General features: G+C 74.2%; 16 protein-coding genes. 7 read left to right on the top strand and 9 right to left on the bottom strand.

The annotated features are described in order from the left end of the window. Window positions 1–9: 9 nt before the first annotated feature. On the top strand, window positions 10–909 hold the full coding sequence (locus J5X07_RS05980; RefSeq protein WP_208478999.1) for an RDD family protein: 900 nt from the start codon (window positions 10–12) through the stop codon (window positions 907–909). A gap of 47 nt (window positions 910–956) precedes the next feature. On the opposite strand, the gene J5X07_RS05975 is transcribed toward J5X07_RS05980, so the two are convergent. After that, window positions 957–1,172, bottom strand: coding sequence for a Trm112 family protein (locus J5X07_RS05975; protein WP_208479024.1), 216 nt, complete (start codon window positions 1,170–1,172; stop codon window positions 957–959). Window positions 1,173–1,174: 2 nt separating this feature from the next. Beyond that, window positions 1,175–1,588, bottom strand: coding sequence for a DUF3499 domain-containing protein (locus tag J5X07_RS05970; RefSeq protein WP_244925133.1), 414 nt, complete (start codon window positions 1,586–1,588; stop codon window positions 1,175–1,177). A gap of 108 nt (window positions 1,589–1,696) precedes the next feature. Between J5X07_RS05970 and J5X07_RS05965 the strand changes: the two genes are divergently transcribed. Continuing rightward, window positions 1,697–2,152 (top strand): metallopeptidase family protein, encoded by a 456-nt coding sequence (locus tag J5X07_RS05965; RefSeq protein ID WP_244925134.1) that lies wholly within the window; start codon window positions 1,697–1,699, stop codon window positions 2,150–2,152. Window positions 2,153–2,571: 419 nt separating this feature from the next. Here the strand turns inward: J5X07_RS05965 and J5X07_RS05960 are convergent, their stop codons facing one another. Genes J5X07_RS05960 through J5X07_RS05950 form a run of 3 tightly spaced genes read right to left on the bottom strand, consistent with a single transcriptional unit; the run spans window position 2,572 to window position 8,827 of the window. Continuing rightward, a complete protein-coding gene (locus tag J5X07_RS05960) occupies window positions 2,572–4,692 on the bottom strand; it encodes a DUF5719 family protein (protein ID WP_208478998.1) in 2,121 nt (706 codons plus the stop codon). Beyond that, window positions 4,689–8,453, bottom strand: coding sequence for a glycosyltransferase (locus J5X07_RS05955; RefSeq protein ID WP_341769420.1), 3,765 nt, complete (start codon window positions 8,451–8,453; stop codon window positions 4,689–4,691). Before J5X07_RS05955 ends, J5X07_RS05960 begins: the two co-directional genes overlap by 4 nt. A gap of 53 nt (window positions 8,454–8,506) precedes the next feature. Further along, window positions 8,507–8,827 carry a WhiB family transcriptional regulator gene (locus tag J5X07_RS05950; protein WP_124934595.1) on the bottom strand — a complete coding sequence of 107 codons (321 nt, stop codon included), beginning with the start codon at window positions 8,825–8,827 and terminating at the stop codon, window positions 8,507–8,509. Window positions 8,828–9,163: 336 nt separating this feature from the next. On the opposite strand from J5X07_RS05950, the gene J5X07_RS05945 reads away from it, so the two are divergent. Continuing rightward, window positions 9,164–10,012: a TIGR03089 family protein gene (locus J5X07_RS05945; RefSeq protein ID WP_208478996.1), complete on the top strand. Its 849-nt coding sequence runs from the start codon at window positions 9,164–9,166 to the stop codon at window positions 10,010–10,012. Between the two features lie 139 nt (window positions 10,013–10,151). Here J5X07_RS05945 and manA read toward each other — a convergent pair whose 3' ends face one another. Then, window positions 10,152–11,342, bottom strand: coding sequence for a mannose-6-phosphate isomerase, class I (gene manA / locus J5X07_RS05940; protein WP_208478995.1), 1,191 nt, complete (start codon window positions 11,340–11,342; stop codon window positions 10,152–10,154). A gap of 202 nt (window positions 11,343–11,544) precedes the next feature. Between manA and rfbA the strand changes: the two genes are divergently transcribed. Further along, window positions 11,545–12,438 (top strand): glucose-1-phosphate thymidylyltransferase RfbA, encoded by an 894-nt coding sequence (gene rfbA, locus J5X07_RS05935; RefSeq protein ID WP_124934679.1) that lies wholly within the window; start codon window positions 11,545–11,547, stop codon window positions 12,436–12,438. Window positions 12,439–12,512: 74 nt separating this feature from the next. Further along, the gene (locus tag J5X07_RS05930; protein ID WP_208478994.1) at window positions 12,513–13,457 is read left to right on the top strand and encodes a LicD family protein; all 945 of its coding nucleotides are present in this window, start codon (window positions 12,513–12,515) and stop codon (window positions 13,455–13,457) included. 72 nt (window positions 13,458–13,529) lie between these two features. Here the strand turns inward: J5X07_RS05930 and J5X07_RS05925 are convergent, their stop codons facing one another. From J5X07_RS05925 to J5X07_RS05915, 3 genes are read right to left on the bottom strand one after another with little or no spacing between them, the layout of a single operon-like run. Continuing rightward, window positions 13,530–14,828, bottom strand: a complete 1,299-nt coding sequence (locus J5X07_RS05925) for a lipopolysaccharide biosynthesis protein (protein WP_244925147.1) — start codon at window positions 14,826–14,828, stop codon at window positions 13,530–13,532. 12 nt (window positions 14,829–14,840) lie between these two features. Next, entirely contained in the window at window positions 14,841–15,779 is a 939-nt protein-coding gene (locus J5X07_RS05920; protein ID WP_208478993.1) for a glycosyltransferase family 2 protein, read from the bottom strand. Beyond that, window positions 15,772–16,626, bottom strand: a complete 855-nt coding sequence (locus tag J5X07_RS05915; RefSeq protein ID WP_124934682.1) for a LicD family protein — start codon at window positions 16,624–16,626, stop codon at window positions 15,772–15,774. Before J5X07_RS05915 ends, J5X07_RS05920 begins: the two co-directional genes overlap by 8 nt. Before the next feature lie 233 nt (window positions 16,627–16,859). On the opposite strand from J5X07_RS05915, the gene J5X07_RS05910 reads away from it, so the two are divergent. After that, complete coding sequence (locus tag J5X07_RS05910; RefSeq protein WP_208478992.1) at window positions 16,860–17,618, top strand: glycosyltransferase family 2 protein; 759 nt, start codon at window positions 16,860–16,862, stop codon at window positions 17,616–17,618. A 2-nt stretch (window positions 17,619–17,620) separates the two neighbouring features. Then, window positions 17,621–18,163, top strand: a complete 543-nt coding sequence (locus tag J5X07_RS05905) for a DUF2304 domain-containing protein (protein WP_208478991.1) — start codon at window positions 17,621–17,623, stop codon at window positions 18,161–18,163. Window positions 18,164–18,700: the final 537 nt, after the last annotated feature.

The raw sequence follows: 18,700 nt of genomic DNA, 5'->3' as shown, positions 1-18,700 counted from the left end.
AAGTCTGTCATGACGACTCAAGCACCGCCCTCATCCGAGCGGAGGATCGAGCAGGACCTCATGGTCACCGGTGAGGCCGTGGCCCTGGAGGTCGTGCCCGCCACCGTCGTCTCCCGCCTGCTGTCGGGGGTCATCGACTACGGCATCTACGGGATCGGCCTGTGGGCCACCGCCATGTCCCTCGCCATGCTCGCGGAGCAGGGCGCCCTGGGCGCGGGCAGGCCCGACGGTGCCCAGCTGGCCGTGCTCATCAGCCTCATCGTCTTCCTGTGGATGGTGGCCATCCCCCTGGCGGTGGAGCTGCTCAGCAATGGGCGCAGCGCGGGCCGCCTGGTCATGGGCACCCGGGTGGTGCGCGACGACGGCGGCGCCGTGCGCTGGCGCCACAGCCTGGTCCGGGTCCTGATCGGGGTGGTGGAGATCTGGCTGTCCCAGGCACTGCTGGCCTTGGGCACCAGCCTGGTCACCAAGCGGGGCAAGCGCCTGGGAGACCTGCTGGCGGGGACCTATGTCGTGCGCGAGCGCCATGACATGAGGGACGGCGCCCCCCTCCTCATGCCCCCCGAGCTGAGCTCCTGGGCGGCGGGAACGGATATCCGGCGCATCCCGGGCGGACTGTCGCTGGCGGTGCGCACCTTCCTGCACCGGGCCGGCACGATGCGCCCCGAGCACCGTCACCGCCTGGGCCTGGATCTGGCCCAGCAGATGCAGGACCTGGTCTCCCCGCCGCCGCCCTCCGGCACCCACCCGGAGCGGTTCCTGGCCGCCGTCATGGTCGAGCGGCGCAACCGCGAGCTGATCCTGGAGCTGCGCGACAGGGCGCTGGAGGACGTCGCGCGCCAGGAGATGGAGCGCCCGGTCCTCGGAGTGGGGACGGGAACCGGGGCGGGCGGCGCCCAGCGCCTCTGAGGGGCCTCGCCCCGGAGGCGCTGGGCCGCCCCTGCCGGTGGTCCGCCTCAGGCGGGCAGGGGCCGGCCCTCGTGCGGCAGGAGGATCGGCACGCCGTCGCGCACCGGGTAGGCCAGTGCGGCCCCCCGGGAGATGAGCACGGGGGCGGCGGCGTCGCCGCCGTCCTCCAGCTCCTCGCCGGTGATGGGGCAGCGCAGGATGCCGCGCAGGCCGGGGTCGATGCGCTCGGGCCCGCTCCTGGCGGGGCCGGTGCCCTGGGTCATGCTCATGCCTCCTCGCCCGCCCGGTCCCCCCGCAGGACGCGCAGGTGCCCGCGGCGGGTGATCTCGCCGGCCAGGACCTCCGGGGGCTGCGGGAGGCCCTGCCCCTGGGCGCCGGCGGGGCCGGTGACGGGACCGGGCACGATCCCGCCGGGCCGGGGCCGGTGCTCGGCCGGCTGGGGCGAGGGGCGGGGGGTCCGGGAGGCCTCGCGCACGGCGTCGGCCAGGGCCAGCAGGTCGTCCTCGCTGGGGGGCGCGGGGGCGAACTCGGTGGCCAGTCGGATCACCTGCCAGCCCCGGGGCGCGGTGAAGGAGGCGACGTGCTTCTCGCACAGGTCGTAGGCCTCGGGCTGGGCCTCGGTGGCCAGCGGCCCCAGGACGATGGTGGAGTCCGCGTAGACGGAGGTCAGGGTGGCCACGGCTGGTTGCTCACAGCCGGGCCTGCGGCAGCGTCGGACTCTTCTCACGCCCGCAGGCTACCGTGCCGATGCCCGGGAGGCAGCCGGTTCGCCCCTAGGCTGGACACTGTGACCGACCTGTACCACGCCGGGGCCGGCGGGCCGTCGAGGAGGGGGCCGCGCCGGCGGCGCGATCGCCATGGCCGCGGCCTGCGCGGGCCGCTGATGCCCCCGAGCCTGCCCGCCTGGCGCACCCGGGCCGAGCGCTTCGATGCGCTGGTGGTGGCCACCGCCCAGGACCTGGGCCGCCGCTGGCCCCAGGTCGAGGCGATCCAGTTCGCCGTGGAGGAGGTGCCCCCCTCCGATCCCGCGCCCTGGGAGCACTCGGTGGTGCTGGGGCGGGGCTTCGCGGCGGAGCCGCATGCGGGCCTGCCCGGCCGGGTCATCATCTACCGCCGCCCGGTGGTCAGCCGGGTCTCGGGGGACGAGGAGCTGGCTGAGATCGTGCGCCTGGTGGTGGTCGAGCAGGTGGCCCTCATGCTGGGGCGCCGCCCCGAGGAGATCGACCCGGGCTCCTACCACTAGAGGACCACTCGCTGCAGCAGCAGTGGTGGAGGCTGTCCTGCCCTGAGCACCGGGATGCGGCGGGGCAGGGGCGCGCAGGCGGCAGCGCCCAGCACCGCGGCCACCCACCGCATCGCGCCCCCGCCGGCCCAAGAAGGGCGCCACTTCGCGGTTCCGGTGTCACTCAGCGGAGTGGACGCACCTTCCAGGCGCCGTCATTGCCGCGAAGTGACGCCTTTGCCGCGCGGTGACGTCCAACCGGCCCACACGCACCCCCTGAGCCACCCCGGCCCCGCCTCCCTCACCCCGGCATCCCATCGCCGCGCCTTCCAGGGAGCACGCGGTGCGAGCGGCAGGGTCGAGCACGGTCCGATGCGCGCTGGAGGGAGGTGCCCGCACCGCAGGAGGGGGCGGGCCGGTGAGCGACTCCGGTGGGCGGGTCAGTCGAGCAGGATGTCGCGCTGGGCGCTGGCGGCCGCGTCGGGCACCGCCGGGACGGCGGAGATGAGTGTGCCTGCGGCATTCCCAGTGGCCTCAGCGGTCACCACGGTGGCCGCGGCCAGCCCCTCCCCCGCTGCGGAGTCGGTGATGATCACTGCGCTGAAGTCCTGAGGGACCTCGACGGTGCTCGCGGCACCCGGGGGCAGGCTCACCTCCTGGCTCCAGCCCCCGTCGAGGGAGGCCACGGTCACGGTGCGCTGCGGGCCGCTGTTGGCCAGGGCGACCAGGGGGGTCAGTCCCCCGCCCCGGGGCACGGCCAGGATGCTGCGCGGCCCGGAGTCCGCGGCGCCGGCCTGGATCCAGGCCTCGTCGTGGACCAGGGCGCCGGAGCGGGCCGGGTGCTCCCCCGCACTGCGCACGAGGCGGGCGGCTGCGGCCACCTGCCGGTCGGCGGTGACCCGCACGCCGTAGGTGCCGGGCTCCACGCCCCGCAGGGAGAGGTCGAACACGGCGCCGGGGTCGATCTCGACCTCCTGGGCCCCGGGCAGGGGCGTGGGCCCCTCGGGCCCCAGCATGGTGATGCTGATGGAGGCGGGCTCCTCATTCGGGTTGACCACGCGCACAGCGGTGGCCTCGGAGGATGTCGCGCCGGTGGAGTCCTCGGGGGTCTCCCCCTGCTTGGCGGCCTCGACGACCTGGACGGCGGGGATGGTCAGGTCCGTGGCCGGGACCGCACCGGGGGTGATGACGTCGACGCCCGCGGCGGTCTCCCCGTCGAGGGACTCGGTGGCGAGGCTGGGCACCAGGGAGCCGCCGTCGGCCTCGATGGACACGGCGATGCGCTCGTCCTGGCTGCCGCTGGTCTCCAGGAGCATGGACTGGGACTTGCCCGCGGGGATGGTCACCTCCCCGTTGCTGGGCAGGGACAGGCGCCCTGAGGAGCCGTAGAGGGTGACCCGGGCGGTGACCGCCGTGACGCCGGGGTTGTCCAGGCGCAGGTCGGCCGAGGCCCCCAGGTCGGCGGAGCCGCCCACGATCCAGGACACGGCGCTGGGCTGGAGGCACGGCGCGGCGGTCAGGCCGCGCAGGTCGCCACCGTTGGTCAGGCTGGTGATGACCGTGGCGGCGCTGACGGCCTGGGATTCCGCCGGCTCGATGCTCAGCACCCCGCCGGTGCCGGTGTCCAGGGAGGTGGTCCCCTCGCTCCTGAGGGCCTCGCCGCGGTAGTCGATGGCCCGGGCCCGGCCCACGGGGGTGATGAGGGTGCGCGCAGTGGTCTCGCCCTCATCGGCGGCGGCCAGGGTGTTGCCGGGCCGGCCGGGGCAGCTGTAGACCGTGCGGGCACCCTGCTCGGCGATGGTCACGGCCTCGACGCCCGCCGGTGCCATCGGCGCGGGGCTGTGGCGCCCCCACCAGGTCAGGCCCGCGGCGCCTGAGACGAGCACCAGGGCACTGGCCGCGGCGACGCAGCGGCGCGCGAGGCGGCGCCAGCTCAGCGGCGCGCGGGAGCGCCGGGCCCGCAGGGTGCGCAGACGGCGCCGGGCAGGCCCGGTGGGCGCGGCGGGTGCCTCGGACGCTGCTCCCGCCGCGGCCCTCCCGCTGCGCTCGGCCTCGGACATCGCCTCATCCTTCGCGCCGTCCTCCGAGGGATCCTGGTCCCGGGGCGCGCGGCTCCGGTGCCCCGGCCCCGGGGCGCTGCCGTCCTGGGTCGCGGGGCTCTCAGCCCGCTCCTCGGCGGGGCCTGTCGCCGCGGCGCCCTCGGCCTGCGCGGCGCCGCTGGACTCCTCGTCACCGGTCCCGCCGCTGCCGGCGGCTGCGCTCCCGGTCCCGGCGCCGTCGCCGCCGGCCTGCGGCTCCTCGGCCCCGGCGCCGGCCTCGCCCGCCGTGTCGGATCCCTCCGCCCCGGCAGGCCGGCCGCCGCGGGCGTGCGAGGCGCCCGGGGACCCGTCCTCCACGTCCCCCACGGGCGCGGCCGCATCAGCGGCATCCTGCGACGGGCCCTGCGACGCTCCCTGAGCGGGCGGGGCCTCGGGCCCCACCGTGCGGATCTCCTGCGCTTCCCTCGCGTCCTGCGGGCGCGCCGAGTCCTCGTCGGGCCCTTGGCCGGGCGTGCGGCTCATGCGGACTCCTTCCCGCGGCGCAGCGGCAGGGCCGCGATGAGTGTCAGTGCCCAGACCACCCAGATCGCTCGGCTCAGGAGCACTGCCACGGTGCTGGCGTGGGTGACGGTGAGCTCGCCCCCGGAGGCGGGCAGGGAGAAGGCCATCGCCCAGCCGCCCTCGGGATGGGGCACGGTGGTGGCGCTCAGCGGACGGCCGTTGAGCGTGGCGCTCCAGTCGTGGCTCCTGCGCTCGGCCAGGACCAGGAGGCGCTCCCCCCTGCCCTCGGGCAGCTGCACCGTGGTGCCCGAGGCCCCACCGCTCCAGGGCAGCGCCGTCGACGCCGCCGGGCTGCCCGAGCCGGCGGGGGCGGCCCCGGTCTCGATGACGCGCAGGCGGGCGGCGCTCTGCTCGCCGTCGGGGGCCACGCGCCAGGCGGTGCCCGACTCGGTCTGGGCCAGCTGCTCCAGGCCGGGGGTGGAGGCCATGGCCGAGCGCGCATCGGCGGTCACCTCATCGCCTGCCGCGTTGCGCAGCAGGATGACAGCGATCCCGTGGTCGGCCAGGGCCTGGGCGACGCCCTCGTCCTGCCCGGAGGTGGCGCGGGCCACGAGCTGGGCCATGGCCGCGTCCGCCCGGTCCTGGAGGTCCAGGGGCCGGGCCCCCGGGGCCGCCGGGCTGAGCAGGAGCCGGTCCAGGCTCGTCCCCGCGCGCTGCCTGAGCTCGGTGTTGAGCACCGAGGGCAGGGCGTCGGTGATCTGGAGGCCGGGCCCCCGCCACACCGAGGCGCGCAGCCCCTGGGGGGTGGAGGCCAGGAGCAGGACCCGGCCGGCAGTGGGTGAGGCCTGGGCCTGGGCGGCGATGATGGGCACCTGCTGGCTGCCCGGGCGCAGGGCCATGAGCTGGGTGCCCGGGGCGCTGAGGGACTGCCAGCTCCAGGCGGCCCCGATGAGGATGGGGCCGGCCAGCGCCAGGGCGCCCGCCACGGCCAGGACCGTGCGCCGCTGGGCCGCGCGCCGGGGGCGCAGGGCCGCGACGGCCGCATCCCCGGCGGCCAGGGCCGCGATGAGGAAGCCCGCCAGGCTCAGCGACAGCCCGGTTCCGGCCCATCCGGTGACCAGGACCACCGAGGGGTCCTGCACCGTCGTGCCCACGGCGGTGACCACCCGGATGCTCAGGGCCGCAAGGGCCAGTCCGCCCAGGGCCAGCAGGATGCCGGTGCGGCTGCGCGCGCCGGCCGCACCGGGGATGAGCAGCCCGATGAGCCCCGCCAGCGGCACGAGGACCAGGAGGATCCGGGCGAGCACGGCCAGCCAGGAGACGGGCAGGAGCACGTCGAGGTCGATGGGGGACCCCAGGAGGAGGTCGGTGCTGCTGGGAGCTGAGACGGCCAGGGGGGCTCCCAGGTCGGTCAGGAGCAGGCGCAGCCCCTCGCCCCAGCCGGCGTCCCGGCCCAGCTGCCAGGCCCGCCACCAGGCGGGGGCCGCGGTGGCCACGAGGGGCAGGATGGTCAGGACCAGGCGCCGGCCTCCGCGGGTGAGGATCGTCAGGATGACGAGCAGTGCCAGGAGGATGACCGCCGTGGCGGGCGCCGCCGCCACCACGATGGACAGGAGCAGGCCCGCCGCGGCCGCCGCAGTGGCCGATCCGGGGCCGTGGGCCGCCATGCCCTCGGCCCTGGCGGCACCGGGCTCCGGGACGCCGGAGCGGCTCCCCTCACGGGTGCCGGGCGCCGAAACGGCCTCCTCGTCCCGCCCGGCGCTGGCCTGCTCCGCGTCCAAGGACCCGGCCTGGCCGGCCTCAGCGCCAGCAGTGCCGGCCGGGGTGGGGGCCGGCTCCTCCCCCGCCCCGGGCTCGGCCGGATCGGTGCCGGCGGCCTCCTCGTCGAGATGGGCCAGGTCCTCCAGGCGCCCCTGGGAGAAGCGGTCGAGCTCGGCGCGCTCCTCATCGGTGAGCTGATGGGCCCCCACCATGCCGGAGACGACGACATCGCGCCGATCAGCACCCACCGCGCGGGCCAGGGCCAGCAGGGCCCAGGGCAGGGCGAGGTGGACCAGGACGGCGGCCAGCCGGCCCTGCCCCACGGCCAGCAGTCCGGTGGGGGTCAGGGCCCAGGCCAGGGCGGCCCCGGCGCGCAGCGCCACGCGGCGCGAGAGGGCGCCCGCGGCGAACCAGGCGCCCAGGGCCGCCAGGGGGATGGCGGTCAGGAGGAGGACCTGGATGACGGTGGCGCCGCCCAGGCCCAGGGCCCCGGCCAGCGCCAGGGGCAGGGCCAGGATGGCCAGCAGCGGTGCGGGGCCCCCGGCATAGCCGTCGGAGGTGGGCAGCCAGCCGCTCCAGGCCGCGGACCAGGCCTGGGACCAGGTCATGTCCAGCCCGGTGAGGGCCCCTCCGACGATCGAGCGGGTGAGCACCACGTGGGACAGTCCCGCGCCCGCCACCATCAGCGCCACGAGGGTCACGGCCCCCAGGGTGCGGCGCCGCGCACGCGCCAGGGCCGCCAGCTCGCGCAGCTCCAGCTCGCTGGGGGCCTTCTCGCGGGCGCGGCGCTCCCGGTCCTGGCGCACCCGGTCCCGCCGATAGGCGCGGATCTGGGCGGGCTCGACGTAGAGGCGACCCAGGGCGGAGCGGGGCACCTCGCTGTGGCGGGCCAGACGGCGTCGGCCCGCGCGGATGAGACCGCCGCGGCCGGCCACTGCCACGGCGGCGGCCAGCTCGTCGCGGGCCAGGGAGGGGGCCTTGAGGACCATCCGCCACACGAAGCGGACCAGGCCCAGGATGAGGAACCAGGCGAGCAGCAGCGGCAGGGGGCGGTTGGAGAAGGCGGCCCAGTTGGTCAGCTGGGCGATGCGGCGCGCGCGGTAGGAGCGCTCGGGGTCCTGCTCGGGCAGCGCCGTCACCGGTGCCGCCTGCTCGCCCCCCTCCGCCCCGGGGGCACGGCGCAGCCCCAGGTAGGAGGCGCGCCGGTGGCGGATGACGGCCCCGGGCTCGACGACGACGCGGTAGCCGGCCAGGCGCGCGGCACGGGAGAGCTCCAGGCCGTCGCCGAAGGGGCCCAGCCAGGGGGCGGTGCCGCCCAGCTCGTCCCACACGGCACGGTCGATGAGGGCCCCGGCGGTGCCCACCGCCAGGACATCGCTGCGGTCGTCGTACTGCCCCTGATCGACCTCTCCGGGAACGATGTCGTTGGCGCGCCGAGCCGAGGCCGTGGCGCGCAGGCCGACCTCCAGGAGGTGGTCGGGGCGGTCCCAGGAGACCTGCTTGGGGCCCACGATGCCCACCGAGCGGGCATTGGTGGCGGTGCTCATGAGGGCCTCGAGGCATCCGGGCTCCGGGGCGCAGTCGTCGTGGAGGAGCCAGAGCCACAGCTGCTGGCCGGGGGACTCCTGGCCCTCGACGATCTCGGAGACCAGCTCGCACTCGTGGACGGTGATGGGGGACATGGCCCCGGTGGGGCCGGTGATCTGCCCGGGAGCCGCATGCTTGCGGCGATCCGCGGCCCCTGAGCGGCGGCGGTTGCCCGAGGCGATGAGCCGGGAGTAGGACTCCAGCCCCCGGGCCACGGCGTCGCCGAAGGTGGCGGCCTCGCCGGAGCGCACGATGCGCACGGGACTGACGTCGTCCAGGCCGCAGGACTCGACGATCTCCTCGATGGGGGTGCCGTCCCCCAGGCCGTTAGCCCGCGAGGCGACGTCGACGATGAGGACGATGTCGGGAACGCGGCTCTGCGTGGCGACGGCGCGCAGAGCAGGAGCCAGAAACGGGGTAGCCCCGGCTGTCACGACGACAGCCAGGGCCCCAACTCGATCAACCCCGCCTATGGAGTCCACCGCGCTCATACGGCGCGACGCTTGAGCTTGCGGCGCTCGCGCTCCGACAGGCCGCCCCAGATGCCGAAGCGCTCGTCGTTGGCCAGGGCGTACTCAAGGCACTCCTCGCGGACCTCGCACGTGGCGCACACCCGCTTGGCCTCGCGCGTGGACCCGCCCTTCTCCGGGAAGAAGGCCTCGGGGTCCGTCTGCGCGCACAGGGCGCGCTCCTGCCAGGCCAGCGGCCCCTCATCAAGCTCCTCGCCGCTGCCGAAGAGGAGGAGGAGAGCGTCGGTGTCCGGCTCCTCAGGGTGCGTCAGTGGTCCCTCGCCGAGAATGTTCCACATGATCGGCCTCCCTTCAGTTCGACGTGCGTGCCAGAAGAATTACAAGTGTGTGAGATGAGGCCAGTCAAGCCCGGGAGGGAAACTTCACCCTCTCGTGACCATTGACATCGTTCCTTGATATGCCGCGGAGATCCCCATCTGGAGGACACAGTATGGCGACTTCCTACAAAACCCCTGGGAGGATGCCGCAGTGAACCTGATAGGGGCATCATCCCGTCTTTTCCGGCTTAATTACTGGGGTGTGACACGCACCCCACCCGCCCCGGCGGCGCCGACACCGCTCCGAGACCCCGGCCCCTGCGGCCCCCGGGCCTGTAGATCTGGTTCAATCCCCTCATGCCCCCAGACGCCCTTCAGCAGCTCCTGGACGCCCACGAGGGTCAGCAGCCCCGCATCGTGTGGTACAGCCCGGCCGAGCGCATCGAGCTCAGCGGCCATGTGCTGTCGATGTGGCAGTCCAAGGCCGCGGGCCTCATCACCGCGGAGTCCGAGCCCGGCACCGCGGTTCACCTGGGCTGCCCCACCCACTGGCGCACCATCGCCTGGGCCTGCGGGGCCTGGCTGGCCGGGCGGCCGGTGGTCGTCTCGGACGCCGCCCCCGGGGCCGCCGGCCCTGATGGCCCTGACGGCCCTGACGGCACTGACAGTGCTGACGGTGCTGACGCCGTCGCCCTGCCGGAGGACCTGCCCGAGATCGGGATGAGCGTGGCCTTCGAGGAGCGGCGCCTCGATCCCGAGGCGGGCATCCATGTGCTCCTGCCCGCGCAGTCCCTGGCGGTGCGCTGGCCCGGCGATCTGCCCCCGCTGGTCATCGACGGCGCCGCCGAGCTGATGTCGCACGCCGATGCCTTCACCGCGGTGCCCAGGCCCGGCCGGGAGTCCGGCCTGATCCTCCTGCGGGAGGCGGGGGCCGGCGGCCCCATCACGCTCACGCGCGCCCGCCTGGCCGCGCCCCCGACCGCTGCCGGCGGTGGCGCAGGGCCGCCGCAGCCCGCCCCGGGCGCTCAACTGGTGCGCGCCGCGCACCCGGGCCGGGCCCTGCTGGAGGTGCTGGGGGCCTGGAGCCGGGGCGCCACCGCCGTCCTACTGGCCCCCGGGGCCGACGACGCCCTGGCGGCAGCCGCGGCCCGCCAGGAGGGCGCCGCCGGCTCCCCGGTGCCCCGGAACGACGAGCACCGCTCCTAGAGGGCTCCGCGGAAGGCTCCTCGATGTCCGGCCCCGGGGGGTCGCGGTCGCTGCGGCCGGGGCCAACGGCGGGGATGGTGGCATCGCGCCCCGGGCCAGGGCCCACCGGCCCCGCGCACAGCCTCACGGAGAGGCACGCCTAGGGCAGGTCGGCCTGGATGAGCGTGCCCTCGCCCTCGACGCTCAGGACCCGCTCGTCGGCACCGACGAAGACGGCGCCCCCCCGGGTCATCCGCCTACTGCCCCGGCGACTGGTCACCGTGGTGGTCCCCTCGACGGCCAGGACGATGCGCGGCCCCCGGCCGGGGACCTGCAGGGCGCCGTCGGCGGGGACCACGGTGGTGACCATGAGCTCGAAGTCGTCCACCGGGGCGTAGTAGGCGCGGGTGGCGCGCGAGAGGTACTCGGGCGCGGGACGCACCGGGGGCGCGGCCACGTAGTCCACGCAGGCCAGCATCTCGGGAACATCGATGTGCTTGGTCGTCAGCCCCGCGCGCAGCACGTTGTCCGAGGAGGCCATGATCTCCACCCCCAGGCCGCCGACATAGGCGTGGACGCATCCCGCGGGCACGAAGAGCGCCTCCCCCGGCTGGAGGGTGACGGGGTTGAGCAGGAGGGAGGCGGCGATTCCGGGGTCGGTGGGGAAGGTGCGGGCCATGGCCACCGCATTGGCGTCCACCCTCGCCGAGGGTGAGGCGCCGGCCTCATGGCGGGCGGAGATCTGCGCCACGAGCTCCTCGATCTCCCCGGGGCCCGGGCGGGTGTCCGCGCTGACCAGGTCGGTGAAGACCTGGCGGATGCCGAAGCGCGTGGGGTTGAGCCTCAGGCTGCGGCGCATGCGCCGGGCCAGCGGGGTGTCCAGGTCGGACAGGACCTCGACGGCGCGGCGCGGCGCGCGGAATCCGGCGACCGCCTCGAAGCGGGTGAGGGCCAGGACCATCTCCGGCTTGTGGTTGGCGTCCTTGTAGCTGCGAGCGGGGTCGTCCAGGGCCAGCCCGGCCTCCTGCTCGCGCTCGTAGCCCGAGGCGGCCTGCTCCAGGCTGGGGTGGACCTGGAGGGACAGGGCGCGCTCGGGGGCGATGATCTTGAGCAGATAGGGCAGCCCGGTGCCGAAGCGGCGCATGACGTCCTCCCCCAGGAGCCGCTGGGGGTCGGATTCGATGTGCTCGCTGAGGCTGGTGCCGTCGGCCAGCCGGGTGCGCCCCGCGGGGTGGGTGCCGTACCAGGCCTCGGCCCAGGGATCGGGGTCGGGCGCGCAGCCCAGCAGCTCGGGGATCGCGGTGCGCGACCCCCAGTCATAGCGCTGGCGTGCGGGCTCAAGGGATTCCATAGGCGCACACCGTACCCGCCACGGCTCCCCGGGCCCTGCAGGGGCCGGATCACAATCACGTCAGGCCGCGGGGCCGGGGCCGCGGCGCCGGGCAGTGCGGACGCGCCGCGCAGGGCCGGCGGGGCGGGGGCCGCATGGGCGCGCACGTGACCCGGAGGGCTCAGAAGTGCCACATGGGACCCAGATGGGCCACACTAGGCCCATGCGAGGCATCATCCTGGCCGGCGGCTCCGGCACGCGACTCAACCCCATCACCCTGGGCACCTCCAAGCAGCTGGTGCCGGTCTACGACAAGCCGATGATCTACTACCCGCTGAGCACCCTCATGCTCGCGGGCATCCAGGACGTGCTCATCATCACCACGCCCCATGACGCCCCCAGCTTCCACCGTCTCCTGGGCGACGGCTCGCAGCTGGGCGTCAACCTGTCCTACACCGTCCAGGAGGTCCCCAACGGGCTGGCCCAGGCCTTCGTCCTGGGGGCGGAGTTCATCGGTGGCGAGAGCGCTGCCCTGGTCCTGGGCGACAACATCTTCTACGGCCCGGGCATGGGCACCCAGCTGCGCCGTCACACCAGCCCCGACGGCGGCGTCGTCTACGCCTACCAGGTGGCCGACCCCTCCGCCTACGGCGTGGTGGAGTTCGACGCCGACTTCCGGGCGGTCTCCATCGAGGAGAAGCCCGCCGAGCCCAAGTCCGACTACGCGGTGCCGGGCCTGTACTTCTACGACAACGACGTCGTCGAGATCGCCAAGGCCCTCAAGCCCTCGGCGCGCGGGGAGTACGAGATCACCGACGTCAACCGCACCTACCTGGAGGCGGGGCGCCTGAGCGTGGAGGTGCTGCCCCGCGGCACCGCCTGGCTGGACACCGGGACCTTCGACTCCCTGGCCGACGCCACGAGCTTCATCCGCACCGTCCAGCACCGCCAGGGCCTCAACATCGGCTGCCCCGAGGAGGTCGCCTGGCGCATGGGCTTCATCGACGACGACGGACTGCGCCAGCGCGCCGAGCCGCTGGTGAAGTCCGGCTACGGCCAGTACCTCCTGGACATCCTGGCCCGCTCCCGGCGAGGCCACGGGGCCGAGGGGCACTGAGGCGGCGGGCGCCGACAAGCGCGGAGGCGGCCGGCGGACCCGGCGCCGGGGAAGAGAAGGAGAAGAGAGTCACCATGAGCCCCACTGATCCCGGCGCGTCCGGCGCGCCCTCCGGTCGGCGCACCGGCCCGGCCCCGAGCGGCCCCATCGAGGACGAGGCGACGCTGCGCCGGGTGCAGCGCGCGACCACCTGCGTGCTGCGCGAGCTGGACCGCGTATGCGGCGAGCTGGGCATCGCCTACGCCGTCTACGGGGGCACCGCCATCGGCGCCGTGCGCCACCAGGGCTTCATCCCCTGGGACGACGACGTCGACGTGTGCATGCCCCGGGCCGACTACGAGCGCTTCCTGGAGCTGGCCCCCGGGGCGATCGGGGAGGACTTCGTGGTGATGAGCCAGCGCTCCCACCGCGACTACCCCAAGACCTTCGCGGTCATGGGCCTGGTGGGCACGCAGTTCGTCCCGGCCGCCGCGGCCCAGCGGTCCTTCCCCGTGCCCATCGGCGTGGACGTCTTCCCCCTGGACCGGGTGCCGCGGGACCGGAGGGCCTTCCGCCGCCAGAGCCGGCGCACCTGGGTGTGGGGGCGCATGCTCTTCCTCCACGGCAGCGCCACCCCGGAGACGGGGCTGACGGGCGCGGTCGGGGCCGCCGCCGCCGCCGTGTTCCACGCGGTGCACGGGACGATGCGGGGGCTGAGGGTCTCCCCCGCCGCCCTCTACCAGCGCTGGGAGCGGGCCGCGCGCCTGTACGAGGACGGCTCGGGCCGCAGTGCGGGGGGCTCCCGGGTCCTGGGGGACTACTCCACCCAGGAGCCGCTGCGCTGGTCCGCCAGCGAGGCCGAGCTCTTCCCCACCTCCCGCGTGCCCTTCGAGGACATCATGGTCGAGCTGCCCCGCGGCTACGATGCCGTGCTGCGGCGCGGCTACGGCGATTACATGGCGCTGCCGCCCCAGGAGGAACGGGTCAATCACAAGCCGGTGCGGGTGGACTTCGGCCGTCACGACCCCGACGCCATGTGAGCCTGGCGGGCCGCCGGCCGGCCGCCACATGGCCGGTGCGCCGGTGCGCCGGTGCCGCCGGTGCCCCGCGGCTCAGGCCTCCAGGCGGCGGTAGTCGCGCATGAGGAAGGCCAGCAGGCTCAGGACCGCGATGCCGTAGGCGATGACCCCCATCCAGCTGATGCCGTTCATGCCGAAGGCGTCCACGATCGTGGTGGACAGGGCCAGAGTGGTCAGGGCCGCCAGCGCATTGCCCACGAAACTGGCCGTGTAGTCCCGCAGGGCCAGCAGCAGGTCGTTCATGAACCAGGCGAAGGCCGTCATGATCGTGCACAGCAGTGTCGGTTGGAGGAGGCCGACATGGGGCAGGATCTCCGGGCCGAAGACGAGCTCCAGGAGCGGCTCGCCCACCAGGAGCAGCACCAGGGCGATGAGACCGGTGACGGCCAGCAGGAGGAGGGTCGTCTTGCGCAGCAGCCTCATGGCCCCCCGCTTGTCCGTCTGGAACTTCTCCGCGAACTCCCCCATGAGGGGGCCGTAGACGAAGGCCGCCCCTGTCTGGACCAGGAGCACCGGCGCCGCGATCGAGTTGTAGATGCCCAGGTCGCTCTCGCCGGAGGTGGCGGCCAGGTACTGGCGCGGGATGACCAGGACGGCGCTGGAGCACACCTGGGCGATGACCAGGGGCAGCAGGCCGGCCAGGATCCTGAGGGCGGGCCGGATGTCGATCTGCGGGCGCAGGGGCTCGAAGAGGGCCGCCCGGGGCGCGTCGTAGAGGACGCCGATGGCGATGGTGGCCACTGCCATGAGCCCCACCGCCACCTCCAGTGAGTTGGTCAGCCACAGGCCCAGGCAGAAGCCCGTGAAGCTGAGCAGGCCCTGCATCATGTAGGACCGGCCGATGTAGTCCATGCGCCGGTGCCGCTGATCAATGGCGTGGAGGACCTCGATGAAGTTGGCGGCCAGGCTGTAGATGAGGTACAGGATGATGACGGGGAACGCATCGAGGGCGGTGGTGGCCAGGGCATAGACCGCCCCGGCGGCGAAGGCCAGGGCGGTGGTGGCGATTCTCAGGCCCACGTAGGCCCCCGAGCTGCGCTCGCCCTTGACATCGGTGACCTGGAGGGTGCGCAGGCGGAAGTCGGCGAAGGGGGTGACGAGGTTGGAGACCGCCACGGCCAGGGTCAGGACGCCGGCGGCGTCGAAACCGCGGGAGAGCCAGACCACCACGATGCTGAGCATGTAGTTGCAGCCCAGCCTGGTGATGGAGCCCGCGGAGTTCCACAGCATGTTGGTCCGCAGGGACAGCGCCTGGGGCGCCTGGTCCGCCTGCGTCCTGCGGGAGGCCGCGGGCTCTCCCGGCCTCCCGATCCTCCCGGGGGTGGCTGACACGGTCCGCACCCCCTACCTGAAGATGGTGTGGCGGGCCACCAGGGCCGGCAGGTAGCAGGCGAGGGCCACGGCCTTGTTCGGGGCCATGGAGATGGCTCCGCGCTGGCCCGCCAGCCGGCATCCCACGAGGTAGAGCAGCGTCTCGCGGGCCACGCCCTTGAGCGTGGTGGAGCGCTGGGCGCAGTAGCGCTTGTGCTTCCAGTAGCCGATGGGGTTGCGCTTGGCGTTGGCCGCGAAGTTGTGGGTCAGCCCGTCGGGCAGGTAGTGGCAGATGGTGAGGATGGTGTTGTCGGCGAGCATGTCGTAGTGCTCATCGAGGCGGTAGTACACGGAGGTCTCGGCGATGAAGATCTCCCCGGGGGCGACGTCGTAGGGGTAGCGGCGGAGCACCTCGGTGCGGTGGATGAGGGAGGTGTCCCCCCGGAATCCCATGGTCTCGAACAGGTCCCAGTACTTCACGTCCGCGGCGCCCTCGGGCATCCAGGTGTCCATGGGCGTGGCCTCGTCGGTGCCGCGCAGGGCCACGATGCCGGCGTAGCGCTCCTGGCCCTCGATCCTCCCCCACACCGAGAGCACATGCTCGATGGCGGTGGGCACCAGCCAGTCGTCGGAGTCGACGACGAAGAACAGGGGGCTGCTGGAGCGCGCCACGCCCAGGTTGATGGCCCGGGGCTTGCCGCCGTTCTCGGTGCGCACGTAGTCGATGGCGATGCGGCCCTCCTCGATCCAGGAGCGCACGAGCTCCTCGGTGGAGTCGGTGGAGCCGTCGTCCACGATCATCCACACGAAGTCCTGGCTGGTCTGGGCCACCAGGCTCTTGTAGAGCACGGGCAGGATGTAGGCGCGCTCGTAGGTGGGGGTGAAGACGCAGACGGTGGGGGGCGCGGAGGCGGGCCCCTCGCCCGGGGTTCCCGGCCCGCCGGCGGGCCGGCGGCTCGCGTGCTCAGTCATGGCGGGCCCCGCCCCCATGCTCCGGGCGGACCCAGGTGACCGATCGCAGGTGGGAGGGCGGGCGCTCCTCGGGCGGCGGCACGCGCCTCCAGTCGCCGTAGTAGGAGGTGAGGATCTCCTCGGCCCGCGCGGGCACGGCGAAGGACTGCCCCTCGAAGGCGGCCCGGCGGGTGGGCAGGAGGTCGTCGGGGGCCAGGATGTTGCGGTCCATGCGGTCATCGACCAGCAGCACGTGGCGCAGGTCCTCCTGGCGCGCGCCCGCGCCCGCATCGGCCGAGCGGGCCAGGGCGTCGGCTTTGCGGGCGACGTCGTAGGGGTCGATGCGCCGGGTGAAGGGGTGGATGAGGCGCTTGACCAGGCGGGCGGCGGAGGAGGTGGCATAGCGGGGGTCGGTGGCCGCCAGGTGGCGCCACCACACGAGGCGGGAGGCCCGCCTCCTGATCCGCTCCAGACGGGGGTCGGTGAGGTCGACGCGCTCCAGGGGGAAGATGTCGACCCACAGGCCCAGGGCATTGCGCTCGTCGATGAAGGTCTCCTCGGCACGGGTGCGGGTGTCCACCAGCTTGAAGAAGGGGTAGATCGAGGAGCGGTCCCGGTAGGAGGCGATGGTGAAGCGGGGGTCCAGGGCGCCGTCCTGGTAGAGGCGGTAGAGCCGCTCGTAGTCGGCCCGGGGCATGTGCACGTCGATGTCGTCGTCCCAGGGGATGAAGCCCTCGTGGCGCAGGGCCCCGATGAGGGTGCCGTAGGCCAGGACGTAGGTCAGGCCGTGCTCCGCGCACAGGCGGTCCAGCTCGCGCAGGCAGTCCAGCTCGACCTTCTTGATCTCCTCCAAGGAGAGCGAACCCATCCCAGGCCCTTTCCTTCACGACGTCCGTGCCCGCCGCACCGGCCAGTGTCCTGGCGGCATCGGCGCCACGATGGTACCTGCTGGAGCACTCCCCCCGCGCCGTGCGCAGCCCGCCGGCAGCAGCCGGGCCCGATACCCGCCGCTGGCACAGCCATCGCGTGGCGCGGGGCGGCGCGCACCGGCCGCGCCGCCGTAGCATGGGTACCGTCTGCGCCCCGGCCGTCAGGAGCCCCATGCCCACACATGTCCCCCGAACGCTCGTCATCATGCCCGCCTGGAACGAGGAGGCGGCCATCGGCGAGACCATTCGCGAACTGCGGCAGACCGTCCCCGGATACGACCTCCTCGTGGTCAACGACGGCTCGCAGGACCGCACCTCCCAGGTCGCCCGGCGGGCCGGGGCCCACGTCCTGGACCTGCCCTACAACCTCGGCGTGGGGGGCGCCATGCGGGCGGGCTACAAGTTCGCCCACCGCTTCGGCTATGAGCGCGCCATCCAGGTCGATGCCGACGGCCAGCACGACCCGCGCGACATCGAGGCCGTCCTGGCGGGGCTGGAGCACTCGAACATCTCCATCGGGGCGCGCTTCGCCGAGGCGGGGACCTACCGGGCCCGCGGCCCGCGCCGGTGGGCCATGGTCATGCTCGCCGCCATCGTCGGCCGGGTGGCGCGCACGCGCCTGACGGACGTCACCAGCGGCTTCAGGGCCGCCGATGCCACCGCCATCGACCAGTACTGCCTGCACTACCCCGCCGAGTACCTGGGCGACACGATCGACTCCCTGGTCATCGCCCTGCGCTCTGGCCTGACCGTCAGCCAGGTGGGGGTCTCCATGCGCCCGCGACAGGCCGGCACACCGTCGAACAACCCGTGGAAGTCCGCCATCTACCTGGGCCGCAGCATGTTCGCCCTCTTCATCTCCCTGACCCGCCGCCCCATCGACCGCACCCGGCGCCCCACCGCGGCGCCCGGCGCCGCCCAGGAGGACTGACCATGCTCCAGCTCTTCTACGTCCTGGTGGCGGCCCTGACGGTCTTCTTCATCCTGGCCCTGCTGCGCAGCCGGAGGCTGCGGGAGAAGTACGCCGCGCTGTGGATCGTCGTCGGCCTGGCGATCGTGCTCCTGGCCACCGTGCCGGGACTGCTCAAGGCGCTGTCCCAGCTCCTGGGCTTCGAGGTGCCCTCCAACCTGCTCTTCGTCCTGGCGATCTTCCTGCTGCTGGGCGTGGCCCTCCACCTGTCCCTGGAGATCAGCCGCATGGAGGATGAGACCCGGGTCCTGGCGGAGAACATCGCCATCCTCAACCTCATCGTCACCGAGGCCGGGCTGACCGACCGCCTCACCGGCGAGGCCCGCTCGCGCACCGGCCCTGTGGGCCCGGGCGCCCCGGCGGGCCCGGCAGACCCAGCCGGCCCCACAGGCCGCTCCCACCACGCCAAGGGCCCTCAGACCCCTGCGCGCCCCGGGCCCGCCGATTCCCCGCGATCAGGCACCCCACCCACTGCCGCGAGCGAGGCGCCCTTCCCCGGAGGGTGAACGGCGCGGCCGGACGGTGCCCCTTTCCCGGCTCGGGCTGGCCCGGGGTGCGGGTCGGGGTTCTGGGCTGGGTGGCCCTGGCAGCGACCTCGGCGGGCAACACTCGGCGTCCCGCGTCGGGGTTCTGGGCTGGGTGGCCCTGGTGCGCTGGATGGTTTCGGGGTGGGCGGGGCTGGCAGTGGTGCGCCAGGGGGAGCAAGAGGCCCGGGAGGGCCACGCGCTCCGGGAGGGTCGCGTGTCGCCGGGATGGCCGCAGGCTCGGGAGGATGGTGGGGGCGCAGGCCCTGCGTCGTTTCGCGAAAAGCGCGTCACTTCGCGACATGGACGGTACCTGCAGGTGTCGTCCATGTCGCGAAGTGACGCCTCTGTCGCGAAGTGACGCCCCATCGAACCCGCCCCACCGCCGCCGCCAGCCCTGGCCCACTGGCGCCGGCCCGCCATCCCGGGGCACCGGGCCTCCCTCAGCACGGTCCCAGCCCAGCCGGCACAGCACGGGGCCACCCACCACGGCAGGAACCACCACCGACCCCACACCGG

Origin of the sequence: Actinomyces bowdenii, from assembly GCF_017592395.1 — a bacterium.
Classification (GTDB): domain Bacteria; phylum Actinomycetota; class Actinomycetes; order Actinomycetales; family Actinomycetaceae; genus Actinomyces; species Actinomyces bowdenii.
This window is presented reverse-complemented; position numbering and strand designations above follow the sequence as displayed.

Excerpts from the sequence above, each read along its gene's own strand:
- J5X07_RS05980 (WP_208478999.1), top strand. The coding sequence starts at position 10 with ATGACGACTCAAGCACCGCCCTCATCCGAGCGGAGGATCGAGCAGGAC.
- J5X07_RS05975 (WP_208479024.1), bottom strand. The coding sequence starts at position 1,172 with ATGACCCAGGGCACCGGCCCCGCCAGGAGCGGGCCCGAGCGCATCGAC.
- J5X07_RS05960 (WP_208478998.1), bottom strand. The coding sequence starts at position 4,692 with ATGAGCCGCACGCCCGGCCAAGGGCCCGACGAGGACTCGGCGCGCCCG.
- J5X07_RS05950 (WP_124934595.1), bottom strand. The coding sequence starts at position 8,827 with ATGTGGAACATTCTCGGCGAGGGACCACTGACGCACCCTGAGGAGCCG.
- J5X07_RS05945 (WP_208478996.1), top strand. The coding sequence starts at position 9,164 with ATGCCCCCAGACGCCCTTCAGCAGCTCCTGGACGCCCACGAGGGTCAG.
- manA (WP_208478995.1), bottom strand. The coding sequence starts at position 11,342 with ATGGAATCCCTTGAGCCCGCACGCCAGCGCTATGACTGGGGGTCGCGC.
- rfbA (WP_124934679.1), top strand. The coding sequence starts at position 11,545 with ATGCGAGGCATCATCCTGGCCGGCGGCTCCGGCACGCGACTCAACCCC.
- J5X07_RS05930 (WP_208478994.1), top strand. The coding sequence starts at position 12,513 with ATGAGCCCCACTGATCCCGGCGCGTCCGGCGCGCCCTCCGGTCGGCGC.
- J5X07_RS05920 (WP_208478993.1), bottom strand. The coding sequence starts at position 15,779 with ATGACTGAGCACGCGAGCCGCCGGCCCGCCGGCGGGCCGGGAACCCCG.
- J5X07_RS05915 (WP_124934682.1), bottom strand. The coding sequence starts at position 16,626 with ATGGGTTCGCTCTCCTTGGAGGAGATCAAGAAGGTCGAGCTGGACTGC.
- J5X07_RS05910 (WP_208478992.1), top strand. The coding sequence starts at position 16,860 with ATGCCCACACATGTCCCCCGAACGCTCGTCATCATGCCCGCCTGGAAC.
- J5X07_RS05905 (WP_208478991.1), top strand. The coding sequence starts at position 17,621 with ATGCTCCAGCTCTTCTACGTCCTGGTGGCGGCCCTGACGGTCTTCTTC.